Below are 16,793 nucleotides of genomic sequence, written 5' to 3' on the forward strand. Positions count from 1 at the left end.
GCCCCTTAAATCCACAACTTCTTGAAGTCACGACCGCCGTAGATCAGGTTGACCATTGCGCGGGTCACCATGATGGCCGTGAACATCGAGGTAAAGATCCCGAGCGACATGGTCACCGCAAACCCTTTGACGGGGCCGGTGCCCATCGCAAAGAGAATGCCGCCGACCAGCAGCGTCGTCAGGTTGGCGTCGAGGATCGCCGTGTAGGCACGATCGAAACCTTCGTTGATTGCACGCTGCACGCTCATGCCATTGGCAATTTCCTCACGAATACGCGAGAAGATCAGCACGTTGGCATCCACCGCCATACCCATGGTCAGAACGATACCGGCAATACCCGGCAGGGTCAGCGTTGCACCCAGCAGAGACATCAGCGCCAGCAGCATGACCATGTTGAAGGCCAGAGCGACCGTCGCGATCAGACCGAAGAAGCGGTAGATCGCCATGATGAACAGCGAAACGAACAGCATGCCCCACAGGGAAGCATCGATACCCTTGGTGATGTTGTCGGCACCCAGGCTCGGGCCGATGGTGCGCTCTTCAGCGAAGTACATCGGTGCCGCCAGACCACCGGCGCGCAGCAACAACGCCAGCTCGGAGGACTCACCCTGGCCGTTCAGACCGGTAATCCGGAACTGGCTGCCCAGTGGCGACTGGATGGTCGCCAGGCTGATGATCTTCTTGTCTTCCTTGAAAGTCTGCACCGGTACGTCTTTCTCAACGCCATCGACCATCTGCTTCACATAGGTCGTGACCGGACGCTGCTCGATGAAGATCACCGCCATGCTGCGACCCACGTTGCTGCGGGTTGCGCGGCTCATCAGCTCGCCACCATGACCATCGAGGTTGATGTTCACCTGTGGACGGCCGTGCTCGTCGAAGCTCGCCTTGGCGTCAGTCACCTGGTCGCCGGTAATGATCAGACCACGCTCGACCGCTGCTGCCGGACGTCCGCCTTCGCGGAACTCGAACATCTCGGTCGTGCCTTTGGAGTCATCAGGACCTGCGCCCAGACGGAACTCCAGGTTGGCTGTCTTGCCGAGAATACGCTTGGCTTCGGCAGTGTCCTGCACGCCCGGCAGCTCAACCACGATACGGTTGGCGCCCTGGCGCTGAACCAGAGGCTCGGCAACACCCAGCTCGTTGACCCGGTTACGTACCGTGGTCAAGTTCTGCTTGATGGAGTAATCGCGAATTTCAGCCAGCTTGACAGCTGTCAGCGCCAGACGCAGAACAGGAATACCGTTCAACTCGGCAGGCGTGATATCGAAATCGGTAAAGGTCTTGCGGACCAGGGCACGGGCCTGTTCACGCTCGGCATCGTCGGTGAAACCCAACTGAATGACGTTGTTGACCTGTGGAAGGCTGCGATAACGCACCTTTTCCTTGCGCAACAGGGTTTTGACTTCGCCTTCATAGACTTTCAGGCGAGCATCGATGGCCTTGTCCATGTCCACTTCCAACAGGAAATGCACACCACCGGAAAGGTCCAGACCCAGCTTCATCGGGCTTGCGCCCAAGTTACGCAACCATGTCGGGGTAGTACGGGCCAGGTTGAGTGCGACGACATAGTCATCACCCAAAGCCTTGCGCACCACATCCTTGGCTGGCAACTGATCTTCCTGCTTGCTCAGACGCAACAAACCGCCCTTGCCATTCTCAGCCAGAGAAGAGGCCTTGACCGCGATACCGGCATCGGCAAGCGCCTTGCCTGCACGGTCCAGATCCGCCTGACTGACCTGCAACGCAGTACTCGCGCCACTGATCTGGATAGCCGAGTCGTCAGGGTAGAGATTGGGTGCGGAATAAATGAAACCGACCACCAGCACCGCCAGGATCAGTACGTATTTCCACAGAGGGTATTTGTTCAGCATCACGCCGCCCGCTTAGAACGCGGGGCGCCTTGCGCGCCCCGTCGATTGGTAAAAATGGTACTCAGATCGCTTTCAGGGTGCCCTTTGGCAGAGTGGCAGCGATAGCGCCCTTCTGGATCTTCAGCTCAACAGTGTCGGAAACCTCGATCACCACGAAGTCATCGGTCACCTTGTTGATCTTGCCAGCGATACCACCCGTAGTAACGACTTCATCGCCCTTCTGCAGGTTGCTGAGCAGGTTTTTCTGCTCCTTGGCGCGCTTGGCCTGTGGACGCCAGATCATCAGATAGAAGATGACCAGGAAGCCGACCAGGAAGATCCACTCAAAGCCGGTGCCCGCAGGACCGGCAGCCGGTGCAGCAGCATCCGCGAAAGCGGGAGAGATGAAAAAGCTCATTTAGCGCTCCAATTGCATAATTAGTATAAGAAACACGAAAAATCGGTTCTGTTTCAGCCAAGCGGCGGCGTTGGAAGGCCGCGTTTGGCATAGAAGGCATCGACGAAGGCGGCCAATGTACCTTGTTGAATAGCCTCGCGCAAACCAGCCATAAGCAGCTGGTAATGCCGCAAATTGTGGATCGTATTGAGCATGCTCCCCAACATTTCGCCGCACTTGTCCAGGTGATGCAGATAAGCGCGGGAGAAGTTCTTGCAGGTGTAGCAGTCACAGGTCGGATCCAGCGGCGAATCGTCATGGCGATGGAACGCATTACGAATCTTCAGAACACCGGTATCGATGAACAGATGGCCGTTGCGGGCATTGCGGGTCGGCATCACGCAATCGAACATGTCGACTCCGCGGCGCACACCCTCAACCAGATCCTCGGGCTTGCCTACCCCCATAAGGTAACGAGGTTTGTCTGCTGGCATCTGGCCCGGAAGATAATCCAGCACCTTGATCATCTCGTGCTTGGGCTCGCCCACCGACAGACCGCCAATGGCCAGGCCATCGAAACCGATCTGGTCCAGCCCTTCGAGCGAGCGCATGCGCAGATTTTCATGCATGCCGCCCTGCACGATGCCGAACAGCGCCGCCGTGCTCTCGCCATGGGCGACTTTCGAGCGCTTGGCCCAGCGCAGCGACAGCTCCATGGAAACCCGTGCGACGTCTTCATCAGCCGGGTACGGCGTGCATTCGTCGAAGATCATCACGATGTCCGAGCCCAGGTCACGCTGGACCTGCATCGACTCTTCCGGCCCCATGAACACCTTGGCGCCATCGACCGGGGAAGCGAAGGTCACACCCTCCTCCTTGATCTTGCGCATGGCACCCAGGCTGAACACCTGGAAACCACCGGAGTCGGTCAGGATCGGTCCTTTCCACTGCATGAAATCGTGCAGGTCGCCGTGGCCCTTGATGACCTCGGTGCCCGGACGCAGCCACAGGTGGAAAGTGTTACCCAGAATGATCTGCGCGCCGGTGGCCTCGATATCCCGAGGCAGCATGCCCTTGACCGTGCCATAAGTGCCCACCGGCATGAACGCCGGGGTTTCCACCACGCCACGCGGGAAGGTCAGGCGACCGCGACGAGCCTTGCCGTCAGTGGCCAGCAGCTCGAAAGACATACGACAGGTGCGACTCATGCTTGATCCTCTGGGGCCGATTCCTGCGGGGCAGTCGGCGCGGGATTGCGGGTGATGAACATCGCATCACCGTAACTGAAGAAGCGGTACCCATGCTCGATGGCCGCCTTATAGGCCGCCATGGTTTCGGGATAACCGGCGAACGCCGAAACCAGCATCAACAGCGTGGATTCAGGCAAATGGAAATTGGTCACCAGGGCATCGACCACATGAAACGGCCGCCCCGGATAGATGAAGATATCGGTGTCGCCGCTGAACGGCTTCAACACGCCATCACGCGCCGCGCTCTCCAGCGAACGCACGCTGGTGGTCCCGACTGCAATCACCCGCCCGCCCCGCGCACGGCACGCGGCCACGGCATCGACGACTTCCTGGCTGACTTCCAGCCATTCGTTGTGCATGTGGTGATCTTCGATCCTGTCCACACGCACCGGCTGAAACGTGCCAGCGCCTACGTGCAGCGTCACGAACGCCGTTTCGACGCCCTTGGCGGCAATCGCCTCCAGCAGTGGCTCATCGAAATGCAGACCCGCCGTCGGCGCAGCCACCGCACCGGCACGCTGGGCATAGACCGTCTGATAACGCTCACGGTCAGCGCCTTCGTCCGGACGATCTATATAAGGAGGCAACGGCATATGCCCGACGCGATCCAGCAGCGGCAGCACTTCCTCAGCGAAACGCAGCTCGAAGAGCGTGTCGTGGCGCGCCACCATCTCGGCCTCGCCACCGCCATCGATCAGGATCGACGAACCCGGCTTGGGCGACTTGCTCGACCGCACATGCGCCAGCACCCGATGACTGTCGAGCACCCGCTCGACCAGAATCTCCAGCTTGCCGCCGGACGCCTTCTGCCCGAACAGACGTGCGGGAATCACACGGGTGTTGTTGAAAATCATCAGATCGCCAGAGCGCAAATGCTCAAGCAAATCAGTGAATTGACGATGCGCCAGCGCGCCGCTCACCCCGTCCAGGGTCAACAGACGACTACTGCGCCGCTCGGCCAGCGGATGGCGAGCAATCAGGGAATCAGGAAGATCGAAGGTAAAGTCAGCAACGCGCATGATGGTGTTCGATAAGCAGGGCCCGGGAGTTTATCCGGTTTGGAAGGATTAGTAAAAAACCTGCAAAAAACCTTGTTGACCAATGATATGCGCATCCCTATACTTCGCCGCCATTGAGCCCTGATGGCGGAATTGGTAGACGCGGCGGATTCAAAATCCGTTTTCGAAAGGAGTGGGAGTTCGAGTCTCCCTCGGGGCACCATACATAATTATCCAGCGTTCCCAAGAATGCTTGGATAACCAGAGAAACCGGCCACTGAGCCGGTTTTTTTGTGCCCAGCGTTCCCAGTAATTCCCTTGTAAGCCCAATCTGATGTGAGTAGATTGGTGAGTAGAGCCGAGTTCGGTCCAGAATCCTACTCACACACCACCGCAGAGCCGTCCAGCTCGGTCACTGCGAGGAATCCCCCGAGGCACTCACAGATACCGCCCTCCGCACCGCCAAACCACGCGACAAGCTCTATCGGCTCGCTGACGCCCAAGGCCTTTGCCTTGAGGTGACGACAGCTGGTGGCAAGCTCTGGCGCCTTCGCTACCGATTCGAGGGCAAGGCCAAGATGCTGGGCCTGGGCGCCTACCCCGCCGTCACACTTGCCCAGGCACGCGAGCGCCGGGATGCCGCGCGAAAGTTGCTGGCACAGGACATAGACCCAAGCGCACATAAACGGCAGGAAAAAGCCGCTGCCGCCGCCCAGGTGTTGACGCTCGAAGTGCTGGCGCGGGAGTGGTACGACTACAACCAGCCACGATGGGCACCAGCTACCGCGTCGAAGACCCTGCAGTACCTGGAGTCAGACATTTTCCCGGTGATTGGCAAACGGCCCGCCGCCGAGGTCCAGCGCCCCGAACTGGTAGACTTGGTGCGCAAGATCGAGCAGCGAGAGGCGTTCAACGTCGCCCGCAAGGTTCGCCAGTGGCTGAGCCAGATATTCCGCTTCGGGTTGGCCAAGGGTGTGGTACCCAGCAACCCTGCCACCGATCTGGACGTGGTAGCCGCCCACGCCCCACGCACTCGCCACCATCCGCACGTATCAGAAGGCGAACTGCCCGAGTTGCTTGAGAAGCTGGACGCGGCCCAGTGCAATATCACCAGCAAGATCGCCATTCGCCTACTGTTACTCACAGCAGTGCGACCCGGCGAGCTACGACTGGCTCCCTGGGAAGAGTTCGACCTGGAGTCTGCAACCTGGACTATCCCAGCAGCACGGATGAAGGCACGGCGCCCCCACATCGTCCCGCTCCCACGTCAGGCCGTGGCCCTCCTACGTGCACTACAAGAACTGACCGGCACCTATCCCCTCGCCTTCCCCGGGCGCAATGATCGATCTAGGCCAATGAGCGAGAACACGGTGAACAAGGCGCTTTCCACGATGGGATACGAGGGGCGTCAGACTGGCCACGGTTTTCGCCATCTGCTCAGCACGAGTCTCAACAGCCGAGGCTATAACCGCGACTGGATCGAGCGACAACTGTCCCACGGTGACCAAGACTCGATCCGTGACACTTACAACCACGCACACTACCTGGATCAACGCCGCGTGATGATGCAGGCATGGGCTGACGTGATCGACGCACTCTGCGCAGGTGGCAACGTTATCTGCATAGGCCGATCAGCCTAATCTTCAGATGGGGTATCAGACATGGCTAAAATTGGCACTGTAAGAGATCTACCGACCTGGTTCGACTTGAAAAACTACAAGGTGACAGCTGAGTTTTCAGCAAAAGATTGGTTGTTTCACCTGAGAGCAACTATTACCTCAATGGCACACATGCTCAAGTTCGAGCATTCGCTGCTAATACCAAAACTTCAGGAGCTTCGTGAAGCTGGCTCTACTGAGGCGATGTATGTTCTCGACCTGATTGACGTTACTGAGGCTATTCGCAACAGCCCTACAGAGCTGTCGCTTCCTGGGAATTTTTACTGGGACGCAGCCCGTTGCATAACCTCACAAGAAACCCTGCCCGCTAATCAGTCCATTAAGCCTCTGACTCTACATTGCCTCTTGCAGCAAAAAAACTCAGATCAAATAGCAGTCGAGGACGGAGAAGCGGATGAATCCTCTTTAGATCTGTGGAAAACCTCGAAAAAACAGAAACCCCTGAGTTTGAGGAAATCGAAATCCAGAACAATGCTTCACTGACTGAAATTCTGTCGAAAGAAGATCACCACGACATATTCGCGCACATCCCGAACATTGAGATAATTTTCCCCAAAAAAATCGGACAACAGTGGCACAACCCGGCGCCTGGGCGTTCACCTGCCGATGCCACAGGAGGCTGTGTGATGGCCGCAACCGCGATTGATTACGCACCGAGAACCAAGATCCGACTGTATGGCTTCCTTGGGCAGAAGTATGGAAAACACCACAACTTTTTGCTGGCTCACGGCGACGCAAGAGAGGCCGCCAAGGCCCTAGACGCCAATTATCCAGGGTTCGCCCGAGACCTGGCCGGTGCCGAGGCGCAAGGACTGCGCTTCGCCGTGTTCAAGAATGGGAAGAACATCGGCGAGGATGATCTTGCCCTGGGCGGTGCTCGGGAACTGCGGTTTGTACCCGTCATCAAGGGCAGCAAGCGGGCTGGAGTGCTTCAAACTATCGTTGGCATCGCTCTAATCGTTGCCTCTTTCTTCGTCGCACCTGGTTCACAAGCTGGCTTCCTCGCCGCTGGCATAGGATCGACCGCTGGCGGCGTAATTCAGATGCTCAGTCCCCAGGCCACTGGCCTGTCACAGAGTGGGGCGCCGGAGAACCTCCACAGCCAGCGGCAACCCTGTCCCGATCTGCATCGGCCATCGTCGCTGGGGCGGGGTCATCATTTCTGCATCGATCGTGGCTCAGGACAAAGCTTAAAGTGAGCCAGGGTCACTTTTACATACCCTGAATTCCGGGTGTGTAGGGGTGTCACCCCCAAGTTTTCACGACATTGATTCAAGATGTTGTAAAAGCCGTCGACTCGTTTCAATTTCCGAAGCGACAACACCTTCAGTTCTTTTTAAAATGCTTTCCAGATCTTCCCCATCTTTAACGGACAACACCATTTCTGCGACTGCAGCGAGATGCCTATCATGCTCACTCGCCTCAAATGACTTAAGCGCCTCCGCACTTTTGACAGGTCCAAGTCTACGAGATGCTAGGAAAATACTTTTTGCTAACAACTCCTTTTCAGGCCTCTTTATTCCTGCTATTTGATCGAAAAATTCCGTAGCCCCGCTAGGAACCAACTCAACTTGTGGAGCAAGATGCAATAGAAAGGACGGAATTGACCTCGCGCCTGGACTCACGATCTTGATGGACCTATCTGCAGAAAACTCCAACCAAGATTTCATAATCTCATTAATGTGCAGATCACCGAATCCGTAGCCAACACAGATCAGCTCTCGGACAAAATTGATATTAGACTTAAAGTGTTTAAGCATCGACTTAGGAAGGACCTGAGAAGACTGCTCATTAAATTTTTGGGCTCCAGACAGTAGGGTCCTGCGCAGAAATTGCATCTCTCCGTCAAAGTCGGCATAGGCGATCTCATTCAGAGCTTTGGCTTTACCACCAGGCGCACGCGGCTCTACATAAACCAACTCTTCGTTGGCGGCCCGTAGAGAATCGATGACTGCCTCAGGTTTATCGCCTTGAGGAAGAATTTTCACTAAATCGAAATTGTCATTATTGACAAATATATCAAGAGAGCCGTGAATTTTGAGCAAGTAAACCCCAGGCTTCGGTGGATTGGGGAACCGCATACATCCGTTATCCAACTCAGCCTTAGATATTGACTCTGCCAAAAGAGTACCAATTACTTCCCCAGCGGCATCCCGCCGAGGCAGCTCAACCAATTCATCTGTAAACCCTGAATACAACGGTATAGAAAGCTTTTTGGCAATCATCTCTACAATAGAGTCGTGATTTAGGGAAAAAACCCACAATGGTGTATTGTTTTCATATAGCGCAGATATCCCTCTGTAGAGATCTAGGTGCTCTAAAATCAACTGAGATCCACTTACATGCTGTAGATACAGCTGCATATACACCATCTCTACCATCCACGAATACATCGTGTGATACCCTTCGGAACGACCACCGTGCCGCTTCGATTGAACCTCTAGATATCCGAGAATACTCTCATAATGCAAGTCATCCCTCGACATAACATTTATTAATTCTTCAATAATCGAATTTGAAACCCCACCGCCTTGTCTTTTCCAACCTTCATTGAAGCCGCGCAATTTCTCCGGTGTCAGCCAGTTTTTTATTTTTTGCGTCAAATCCCATACTAGAGGCATCCCCACATCAAACGAAGCACCTGCGCCAAGAAAGAGCCCCGTTAGATGCCGACTCATAAAATCTCCTTGATTCTATCCTGTAAACGCCTGCTCTCGCAGGCGTCAACAAATGTTAGAAGAATACACTATAAGAACCTTACACTCGCGCAAACTATCAATCAGTCACAAAAAAATCTTTAATACCATGAATACCGTAATCACCTGCGTTCTTCACCGCATCTTCTAAGGTAAAAGTGCAGTTCTCACAGTGCACTTCATGAGTATAGCGACGATAACTTACTGGCTCGTCTGTTTCTTCGTCATAATCAAAGTCGGTTTCCTCATGTACAATTAGAGATTTAGCACCGCACACAGGGCATTCAGTTACATGATTGTAATCTAACGCGGCCTCGCTCTTGGCAATTCTTTCTGCTCGCTCTCTCCGGCGCGAACCAAAAATCGCCCCAAAAGTGAACTTTTTATCAAGCTTGCTTTTAGTACCTTTTTTAACCACCGGCGGCAGCCTATTTTCATAGGCAGCCCTGCCCATCTCTTTGAGGAATGCGACCTTCCCCAAATCATACACTTCATCTTTAAAATGTTTAACAATCTCTGCGATGGGGTCTGTTCCGCAAGCAAGGGACCTGTACTTCCAGTTTACTTCTTCGCCTCTAAACATAGGGTGCTTTAGGGTCGCTACTACATATGGCAGCAGGTAGCGACCAACAAACTCATCCAAAGCCGTGTATTTCAACACATACAGCCCTCGGTGCCAAACTCTATTGCGCAGACTATTGAGTTGCACCAAGGCATCACAATATTCAAAAATAAAGCCTAATTTATTGCTACCTTTAAGCTGACCAGATTTCACCAATTCTTTAAGTCTGTTCAACGACTCCCCAAACTCAGCACTAAAAAGCTTCTGCTCTTCCTCGACCGTAAGTTTCTTTTTGTGCACAAGCTTATACAATAACTCGGGAGCCTTAATGACGCTATCCGCAAGCAATTGATGATCGTTTCGTAAAAAACTTTTACAGGTTAACTCTGCAAAATGTTGAAAGTGAACAATACACTCTGCATACGCCTCACAATAAGCGGGACGATGATTGAATATAATTTCCTCTTCAGTCGAACCGTGCTGCGCATCAAGTGCTCTGATGCGATAAGAAAAACTTTTATAGGTGGAAAAATAGGCTTTCAACGCAAGCCGTAGAGATATGAGGGCTAAATTAATGTTGGAACTCCCTTCCTCATCAATTTTGAAACCCTGTTCAGTTAACCTCTTGATTTCTCTTGCCGACATGTAGATTTTCCTTGGCTTACATCATCAGTGAACACAGCAGTAATCGATGATATCATTATAGCATTACTCACAGACTTGCTGCGATGTCGTCATGCCTCTCAAGTTAAAAAAGTGTGAGTAGATTTATGAGTAGAAAATAAATCAATCAATAACAAAGCCCTCATTCACAAGGGATGCAGGCTCTTTTTTGAGTCTCCCTCGGGCACCACATAGCAAGACACTCAAGCGGTTGCAGAGCTTGGGGTGAAAGAAACCGGCCAGTTGAGCCGGTTTTTTTGTGTCTGGGTTTTGGTGATTGCCGGCCTGTAGGAGCGAGCTTGCCCGCGACGACTGTCGCCCTGCCAATGAAAATGCATTGCCTGCACGAACGTCGCGGGCAAGCGCACTCCTCCTTCAGTCGCAGCTACCCGAGTAGAAGCGAATTCATTCGCGAAGACGGCATTCCAGACAATACATGTCCTTTGAATGTACCGGCCTACCGCGAATGAATTCGCATACAGCTCCGGCACCAAACCACGACTTCAAACACCCTCTTTTTGACCCTCTTTTTTTCAGACTCCGTCGCCCCTTTAAAATCAACAAGTTACGGAACCCTCAAAAAAGAGGGTAAAACGGCCCCAAGCAGGTGGTTTATCTTTAAAAACGGAGAGTTATAAGGCAAGGTGTCTACTTCACTGCCGTGTAGGCAGCTCAGAAAGAAGCCGGGTCGCACCGCCAACCCCTGTAAAGCTTCACTGCCGTGTAGGCAGCTCAGAAAAGCCCGACAGCAGCTCCCGTCGCGAGAAGACCCTTCACTGCCGTGTAGGCAGCTCAGAAAACGCTAATGGCGTTCTCGGAGTCGCGCTGGTTCTTCACTGCCGTGTAGGCAGCTCAGAAATACAACCCCTCGCAGATCCTGAACGCGGGCGACTTCACTGCCGTGTAGGCAGCTCAGAAAAAACTGCGTGGTCGCCCTGAACATGGCCATGCCTTCACTGCCGTGTAGGCAGCTCAGAAAAGTGGCGGGTGGGAGCTGGAATTTGTCGAAAGCTTCACTGCCGTGTAGGCAGCTCAGAAAAAGCGTAGTCATCACCTGGGTATGGCGTTAGCCTTCACTGCCGTGTAGGCAGCTCAGAAATAATTACGGCGTCCGGCTCGTATATCCACATGCTTCACTGCCGTGTAGGCAGCTCAGAAACGCTCGTTCGACACGTCTGCCAGCTGTTGGCGCTTCACTGCCGTGTAGGCAGCTCAGAAATGGATGGCTTTCAATGTCAGCAGACACTTGCACTTCACTGCCGTGTAGGCAGCTCAGAAATTCAACACCGACGGCAGCGCCCGCATAGGCTCCTTCACTGCCGTGTAGGCAGCTCAGAAAGGATAGCTGCCTGTTGCGCCGTACGCATCGTACTTCACTGCCGTGTAGGCAGCTCAGAAAAGCGCTCGCCGCCATGCAAGGCAATGCTCTGGCTTCACTGCCGTGTAGGCAGCTCAGAAAAAGAGCAGGCATCAGCTATGCAGCTCTGCGTCCTTCACTGCCGTGCAGGCAGCTCAGAAAAGGTCAACGACTTGGTCATCAGAGACCTGGTGCTTCACTGCCGTATAGGCAGTCCAACTCCACTTCATAACCGTCAAATCCTACGTCCCCACGCACTCCCGCCCTACAACCACCGACTCCCCATTACCTCCCCCAAACTGAATCCCCTCATTTAACCAACCCGGCCCCCAAGCTACGCTTCCTGCCGTTCGCTGCCAGTTCAGCGACCGGGTTTGGCGACCCGATCTAAAGATAAATTCCCCCATCGCGAAGCAGTCGATTTATTCTTCTGTCCCTGCGTTATGGCGGTTGTGTGCGGGAGGCCTTCGGGTCTGCCGGGTTTATCTTTTTACCGGTTCGCCAACCCTCACACAGCTGCCTCCATTTGTTTGGCGACAATCCGTGGCAGCTCTTTTTCAGCGACCATAAAAAGTGTGCCTCTATGCAAAAGCTTCTATCCGATTCCCCATGTACATCCTCCTTCCAAGCCACCCTCTTCCTGCGCCACAGCCGCATGCTCCGCGCCATATTCACTGAATCCCAAGCCTGGTTCTGTCTCTCAGACCTTGCCCGCCTGATGGGCCAAACCCTGGGCGAACGTTCGGCGCTCAAGCTGGATGCCGATCAGCGCCGGGTTGTGTGGTTGCAGGCAAACGGCAAGTGGCAAAAGCAGTTGATGGTCAGCGAGTCGGGGGCGTTTGCGTTGTTGGTTCATCATTACGTGCCTGAGAACCGGGCGTTGCGGCAGTGGCTGACTCATGAGGTGCTGCCGGTGTTGCATGGGGCGCAGAACGTGACGCTGGATAATCCGAGGCTGAGCCATTTGCACTGGCCGGGTACGTCATTGAGTGTGATGCAGTGGCGTGATGAGCCCTGGATTCGGTTGCGGGATATGCCGAATGTCGTGCCCGAAGTTTTGCCTTCGCCTGAGCGTGGGTTCTGGCGGAAGGTGATGGGGCGCTGAGATAACAGAGTGATTGAGTAAGGCCGTGTGGCTTATGCGGCCTTGCTGATCAGCATATTTTCACCGGATAGCCATTGTTGGCAGAACTGACGCCTTCCCGGATAAATCCGGTCCTACAAATTCATACCGATCAGTTAAGGCCAATCCTACGCCACACTCACACCCACCCTACAACCACCTACTCCCCATCACCCAACCCAAACTGAATCCCCTCATTTCCCCTACCCTACCCCCAAGCTACCCTTCCCACGTTCGCTACCAATTCAGCGACCGGGTTTGGCGACCCGACAAAGCTAAATCTCTCCCCATCGTGATGCCAGCGCTTTATCCTGTCGGCTCATCGCGTTATGGCAGTTGTGTGCGGGAGGCCTTCGGGCCTGCCGGGCTTGGAGATGGCTACCGGTTCGCCAACCCACACACAACTGCCACCCATTGTTTGGCGACAATTCGGGCAGCTCCATCAGCCATTTCCGATGAATGAAAACCATGCAAAATTTCAGCAGTAATCTTCCCTGTACATCCTCCTTCCAAGCCACCCTCTTCCTGCGACACAGCCGCATGCTCCGCGCCATATTCACCGAATCCCAAGCCTGGTTCTGTCTCTCAGACCTTGCCCGCCTGATGGGCCAAACCCTGGGTGAGCGGTCGGCGCTCAAGCTGGATGCCGATCAGCGCCGGGTTGTCTGGTTGCAGGCCAATGGCAAGTGGCAAAAGCAGTTGATGGTCAGCGAGTCGGGGGCGTTTGCGTTGTTGGTTCATCATTACGTGCCTGAGAACCGGGCGTTGCGGCAGTGGCTGACTCATGAGGTGTTGCCGGTGCTGCATGGGGCGCAGAACGTGACGCTGGATAATCCGAGGCTGAGCCATTTGCAGTGGCCGGGTACGTCGTTGAGTGTGATGCAGTGGCGTGATGAGCCCTGGATTCGGTTGCGGGATATGCCGAATGTTGCGCCCGAGGCTTTACCTTCGCCTGAGCGTGGGTTCTGGCGGAAGGTGATGGGCCGCTGAGATAACAGAGTGATTGAGTATGGCCGTGTTGCTTATGCGGCCTTGCTGCACCGGGTAGACATCGTTGGCAGAGCTGACGCTTTCCCGGATAAATCCGGTCCCACACAGCCTGCACAAATCGTGTCGTGCCGGGAGCGCGAAGCCATTCCACACTGGAATGCACATCATGAAAATTGTGAATTTTTGTTATTCCGGCAAATGGCTATAGTGGCGATACACGCCCCGGGGCCGCACCTTGGGCGTTTCAGTCGCGACTCAATAAAAATGAATATCGGAGCCTGCCATGCCGTTGAAAGAAGAGTTCGATAACCCGCAATTCAAGAAAGGCCTGGAGGTGCGTCGCGAGGTGTTGGGCGCGGCTTATGTGGACAAGTCGGTGGATGAGGTCGAGGACTTCATGATTCCGATGCAGAAGATCACCACCGAATGGTGCTGGGGTGAGGTCTGGACTCGTCCGGGGCTGGAGCGCAAGACTCGTAGCATGCTCAATCTGGCCATGCTGACGGCTCTCAACCGGCCCAACGAGGTGCGTCTGCATGTGCTGGGTGCCTTGAACAATGGCGTGACGCCCGCCGAGATTCAGGAAATTCTTCTGCAGGCCTGTATCTACTGCGGCGTGCCGGCAGCGCTCGACAGTTTCAAGATTGCCAATGAAGTGGTGAAGAAGTTTCAGGCTGATCAAGCCGCCGATCAGGCGTGACCTGAACGATGCCTTCTACTGGACCTCAACTCACCGCACGACAGTGGCGGGCGATGGCGGCGATTCTGGTGTCCATCGCGCTCGCAACGCTGGATATCGCCATTGCCAATACCGCCCTGCCCGCGATTGCGGCGGATCTAAATACTTCACCCGCTGCGGCGGTGTGGATCATCAATGCCTACCAACTGGCGGCGGTGGCGACTCTGCTTCCGCTGGCAGCGCTGGGTGGTGTCATCGGGCCGCGCAAGATTTATCTGGGCGGCCTGATCATGTTTGTCGTGGCTTCCGGGCTGTGCAGTCTGGCGGACTCGTTGAGCACGCTGATTGCTGCGCGGGTGCTGCAAGGCCTGGGGGCAAGCGCGATCATGAGCGTGAATACCGCCCTGATCGGCCAGATATTTTCCCGGGAACATCTGGGGCGCGGGGTGGGCCTGAATGCGCTGGTAGTGGGCACCGCTTTTTCAATCGGCCCGACCGTGGCCTCGCTGGTGCTGTCAGTCGCCAGTTGGCCCTGGCTGTTTGCGATCAACCTGCCTATCGGGCTGTTTGCCGTGGCCTTCGCCTGGAACTCCTTGCCCACGGCCCATACCCGCGCCGAGCAGCCTTTTGATTACAAGACAGCGTTGCTGAACACGGTCACGTTCGGCGCACTCATCTTTGCATTGGGTCAGGCTGCTCAACTGGAATCCATGTTCAGTGTGCTGGTCGGGCTGGGTGTATTTCTTATTGCCGGGGCGTTGATGCTGCGTCGCGAGCGCAATCATCCGGCGCCGATGTTCCCGCTTGATCTGCTCAAGCGTCCGATGTTTGCCTTGTCGGCCCTCACTGCGTTTTGTGTGTTTACGACTCAGGGGCTAGCGTTTGTGTCTTTGCCGTTCTTTTTTGAACGGACGCTGGGCCTTGATCCGATCCAGACCGGCTTTTTGATGACGCCGTGGTCGGTCGTGGTGGCGGCCATCGGTCCCTTTGCCGGGCGGTTGTCGGATCGTTATCCGCCGGGCGTGTTGTGCAGCATCGGGCTGGCCATCCTGAGTACCGGCATGCTGTCGCTGCTATGGATGCCCGATCATCCTTCGACCAGCGAAATCGTGGCCCGCATGATTTATTGCGGGATCGGGTTCGGGTTTGTCCAGGCGCCCAACCTCAAGGCGATCATGACCACCGCCCCGAAGGAGCGGGCCAGTGGAGCCAGCGGGACCGTGGCCAGTTCGCGTCTGATTGGGCAGGCGACCGGCGCAGCGCTGGTTGCGCTGTGTTTCGGGCTGGTTGGCGACAGTGGGCCGAGCCTGGCATTGGCGGTGGGTGCAGGTTTTGCGGCGGCGGGTTGTGTAGCCAGCAGTTTGCGGATGGTGGCTCGGTAACGCCTTCCCGGATAAATCCGGTCCCACAAAGTGATATGTCTGTTAGCCAGGTGAACATTGCATTCATCGTGTCCGTTTCCTATATTCCCGCTCGGCGTGATCCAGGCCCCCATCTGCGGAAAGCTTACAGGCCACACATTTTCAGCGCCTGCATATGTTTTTCACGGGCAAACGCGATCCTGCCAATCGGCCCAAGGCCACACATTCACTCACAGCCCCGCTTTGGCCCTTTTTTCCACCCATCTCAGCGCAATCGCGCTTCATTTTTCTGCAAAACCTTTCACACGATGAATTCGCCGACCAATTTAAAGCCCCTCGGCTCGTCTGTGCTGCAGATTTTTTGTACTGCGAAAAGCGCGTCAGCGAGAGGGGTGAGCGCTTTTTCAGCAATCTTTTGTCTTGTGTCTACCGCCTTGGGAGACGACTTGTCAGCCTCATGATTCAAGACGTACGGACTGGCTGAAGTCCGGCCCAAGACAAAAAGCACTTGCCCAAATTTGATGGAATGACATAATCGCCACGTAGCCACAACGTAGCTACATACCAAGCTGAGGAAGCTGAGATCATGACTGCAACACTTAAAACCACCGATGTGCGTTGCCGCATCGACGAGGAGTTGAAGGATCGTGCCACCGCAGTACTGAATGCATGCGGGCTGACCCTCAGTGACGGCTTGCGTCTTTTTCTCCGCCAAGTTGTGACAACTCAAGGGCTGCCTTTCGAGGTACGCGTCCCCTCGGAAAAAACCGCTCGAGCCATGGCACAAGCGCGTGAAATTCGTCGTCAGTTCGACTCTATCGATGACATGTTAAGGGATACTGATGGCAAAGCCGGAAAAGAAGCAAAAGCGCGCCGACCTGCCAAAACAGTGCGCGCAGACACCTGAATTTAAGAAGTCTTGGGAGCGTTATAAGCGCGCCGGGCTTCGCGACATGCATGAAGTCCGCAAGGTTATGGTGATGCTGTTCTTGGGGGAGCAGTTACCTCCCGAGTATCTGGATCATGCACTGAAGGGCGAATGGGCCGGGTATAGGGAATGTCACATCGGCGGGGACTTTCTTCTGATTTATGATATAGCCCGAGCCGATCTAGTGACCTTTGTCGATCTCGGCAGCCATGCTGAATTGTTCAAATAGCTCAACATCACCGCCTCTGATTTCTCAA

At 55.0% G+C, this 16,793-nt stretch carries 14 protein-coding genes, 1 tRNA gene, 1 pseudogene and 1 CRISPR repeat array; of the genes and pseudogenes, 10 read left to right on the forward strand and 6 right to left on the reverse strand.

From position 1 onward, the window contains the following. Window positions 1-5: 5 nt before the first annotated feature. The 4 genes from secD to queA form a co-directional block, all read right to left on the reverse strand. A complete protein-coding gene (gene secD / locus CKW23_RS04290) occupies window positions 6-1,874 on the reverse strand; it encodes a protein translocase subunit SecD (protein ID WP_025258826.1) in 1,869 nt (622 codons plus the stop codon). A gap of 61 nt (window positions 1,875-1,935) precedes the next feature. Continuing rightward, window positions 1,936-2,271 carry a preprotein translocase subunit YajC gene (yajC, locus tag CKW23_RS04295; RefSeq protein WP_025258825.1) on the reverse strand — a complete coding sequence of 112 codons (336 nt, stop codon included), beginning with the start codon at window positions 2,269-2,271 and terminating at the stop codon, window positions 1,936-1,938. A gap of 53 nt (window positions 2,272-2,324) precedes the next feature. Further along, window positions 2,325-3,440, reverse strand: coding sequence for a tRNA guanosine(34) transglycosylase Tgt (gene tgt / locus CKW23_RS04300; protein ID WP_095067087.1), 1,116 nt, complete (start codon window positions 3,438-3,440; stop codon window positions 2,325-2,327). 14 nt (window positions 3,441-3,454) lie between these two features. Continuing rightward, a complete protein-coding gene (gene queA / locus CKW23_RS04305; RefSeq protein WP_095067088.1) occupies window positions 3,455-4,519 on the reverse strand; it encodes a tRNA preQ1(34) S-adenosylmethionine ribosyltransferase-isomerase QueA in 1,065 nt (354 codons plus the stop codon). A gap of 117 nt (window positions 4,520-4,636) precedes the next feature. On the opposite strand from queA, the gene CKW23_RS04310 reads away from it, so the two are divergent. The 4 genes and pseudogenes from CKW23_RS04310 to CKW23_RS04325 all read left to right on the forward strand — a co-directional run bounded on the left by CKW23_RS04310 (window position 4,637) and on the right by CKW23_RS04325 (window position 7,371). Then, window positions 4,637-4,721 (forward strand) — tRNA-Leu (locus tag CKW23_RS04310). Between the two features lie 151 nt (window positions 4,722-4,872). After that, entirely contained in the window at window positions 4,873-6,138 is a 1,266-nt protein-coding gene (locus CKW23_RS04315; protein WP_095067089.1) for an integrase arm-type DNA-binding domain-containing protein, read from the forward strand. Window positions 6,139-6,159: 21 nt separating this feature from the next. Beyond that, entirely contained in the window at window positions 6,160-6,660 is a 501-nt protein-coding gene (locus CKW23_RS04320) for a hypothetical protein (protein ID WP_095067090.1), read from the forward strand. Window positions 6,661-6,803: 143 nt separating this feature from the next. Then, window positions 6,804-7,371, forward strand: a pseudogene (locus tag CKW23_RS04325) (tail assembly protein). A gap of 65 nt (window positions 7,372-7,436) precedes the next feature. Here the strand turns inward: CKW23_RS04325 and CKW23_RS04330 are convergent. Then, window positions 7,437-8,855 (reverse strand): hypothetical protein, encoded by a 1,419-nt coding sequence (locus tag CKW23_RS04330; RefSeq protein ID WP_095067091.1) that lies wholly within the window; start codon window positions 8,853-8,855, stop codon window positions 7,437-7,439. A 97-nt stretch (window positions 8,856-8,952) separates the two neighbouring features. Then, window positions 8,953-10,080, reverse strand: coding sequence for a hypothetical protein (locus CKW23_RS04335; protein ID WP_095067092.1), 1,128 nt, complete (start codon window positions 10,078-10,080; stop codon window positions 8,953-8,955). A 669-nt stretch (window positions 10,081-10,749) separates the two neighbouring features. Next, window positions 10,750-11,677: a CRISPR direct-repeat array (repeat unit 28 nt; unit sequence CTTCACTGCCGTGTAGGCAGCTCAGAAA). Window positions 11,678-12,038: 361 nt separating this feature from the next. Between CKW23_RS04335 and CKW23_RS04340 the strand changes: the two genes are divergently transcribed. The 6 genes from CKW23_RS04340 to CKW23_RS04370 all read left to right on the forward strand — a co-directional run bounded on the left by CKW23_RS04340 (window position 12,039) and on the right by CKW23_RS04370 (window position 16,765). Next, complete coding sequence (locus CKW23_RS04340) at window positions 12,039-12,560, forward strand: Bro-N domain-containing protein (RefSeq protein WP_095067093.1); 522 nt, start codon at window positions 12,039-12,041, stop codon at window positions 12,558-12,560. Between the two features lie 486 nt (window positions 12,561-13,046). Further along, window positions 13,047-13,568, forward strand: a complete 522-nt coding sequence (locus CKW23_RS04345) for a Bro-N domain-containing protein (protein WP_177434622.1) — start codon at window positions 13,047-13,049, stop codon at window positions 13,566-13,568. Window positions 13,569-13,851: 283 nt separating this feature from the next. Continuing rightward, window positions 13,852-14,268 carry a carboxymuconolactone decarboxylase family protein gene (locus tag CKW23_RS04350; RefSeq protein ID WP_095067095.1) on the forward strand — a complete coding sequence of 139 codons (417 nt, stop codon included), beginning with the start codon at window positions 13,852-13,854 and terminating at the stop codon, window positions 14,266-14,268. An 8-nt stretch (window positions 14,269-14,276) separates the two neighbouring features. Further along, a complete protein-coding gene (locus tag CKW23_RS04355) occupies window positions 14,277-15,629 on the forward strand; it encodes an MFS transporter (protein WP_256590402.1) in 1,353 nt (450 codons plus the stop codon). Window positions 15,630-16,194: 565 nt separating this feature from the next. Continuing rightward, a complete protein-coding gene (locus CKW23_RS04365) occupies window positions 16,195-16,515 on the forward strand; it encodes a type II toxin-antitoxin system RelB/DinJ family antitoxin (RefSeq protein ID WP_095067098.1) in 321 nt (106 codons plus the stop codon). After that, window positions 16,451-16,765 (forward strand): type II toxin-antitoxin system YafQ family toxin, encoded by a 315-nt coding sequence (locus tag CKW23_RS04370; protein ID WP_095067099.1) that lies wholly within the window; start codon window positions 16,451-16,453, stop codon window positions 16,763-16,765. The genes CKW23_RS04365 and CKW23_RS04370 overlap by 65 nt, the downstream gene beginning before the upstream one ends. Window positions 16,766-16,793: the final 28 nt, after the last annotated feature.

The sequence above is a fragment of the Pseudomonas sp. Irchel 3A18 genome, from assembly GCF_900187465.1.
Taxonomy (GTDB): Bacteria; Pseudomonadota; Gammaproteobacteria; order Pseudomonadales; family Pseudomonadaceae; genus Aquipseudomonas; species Aquipseudomonas cichorii.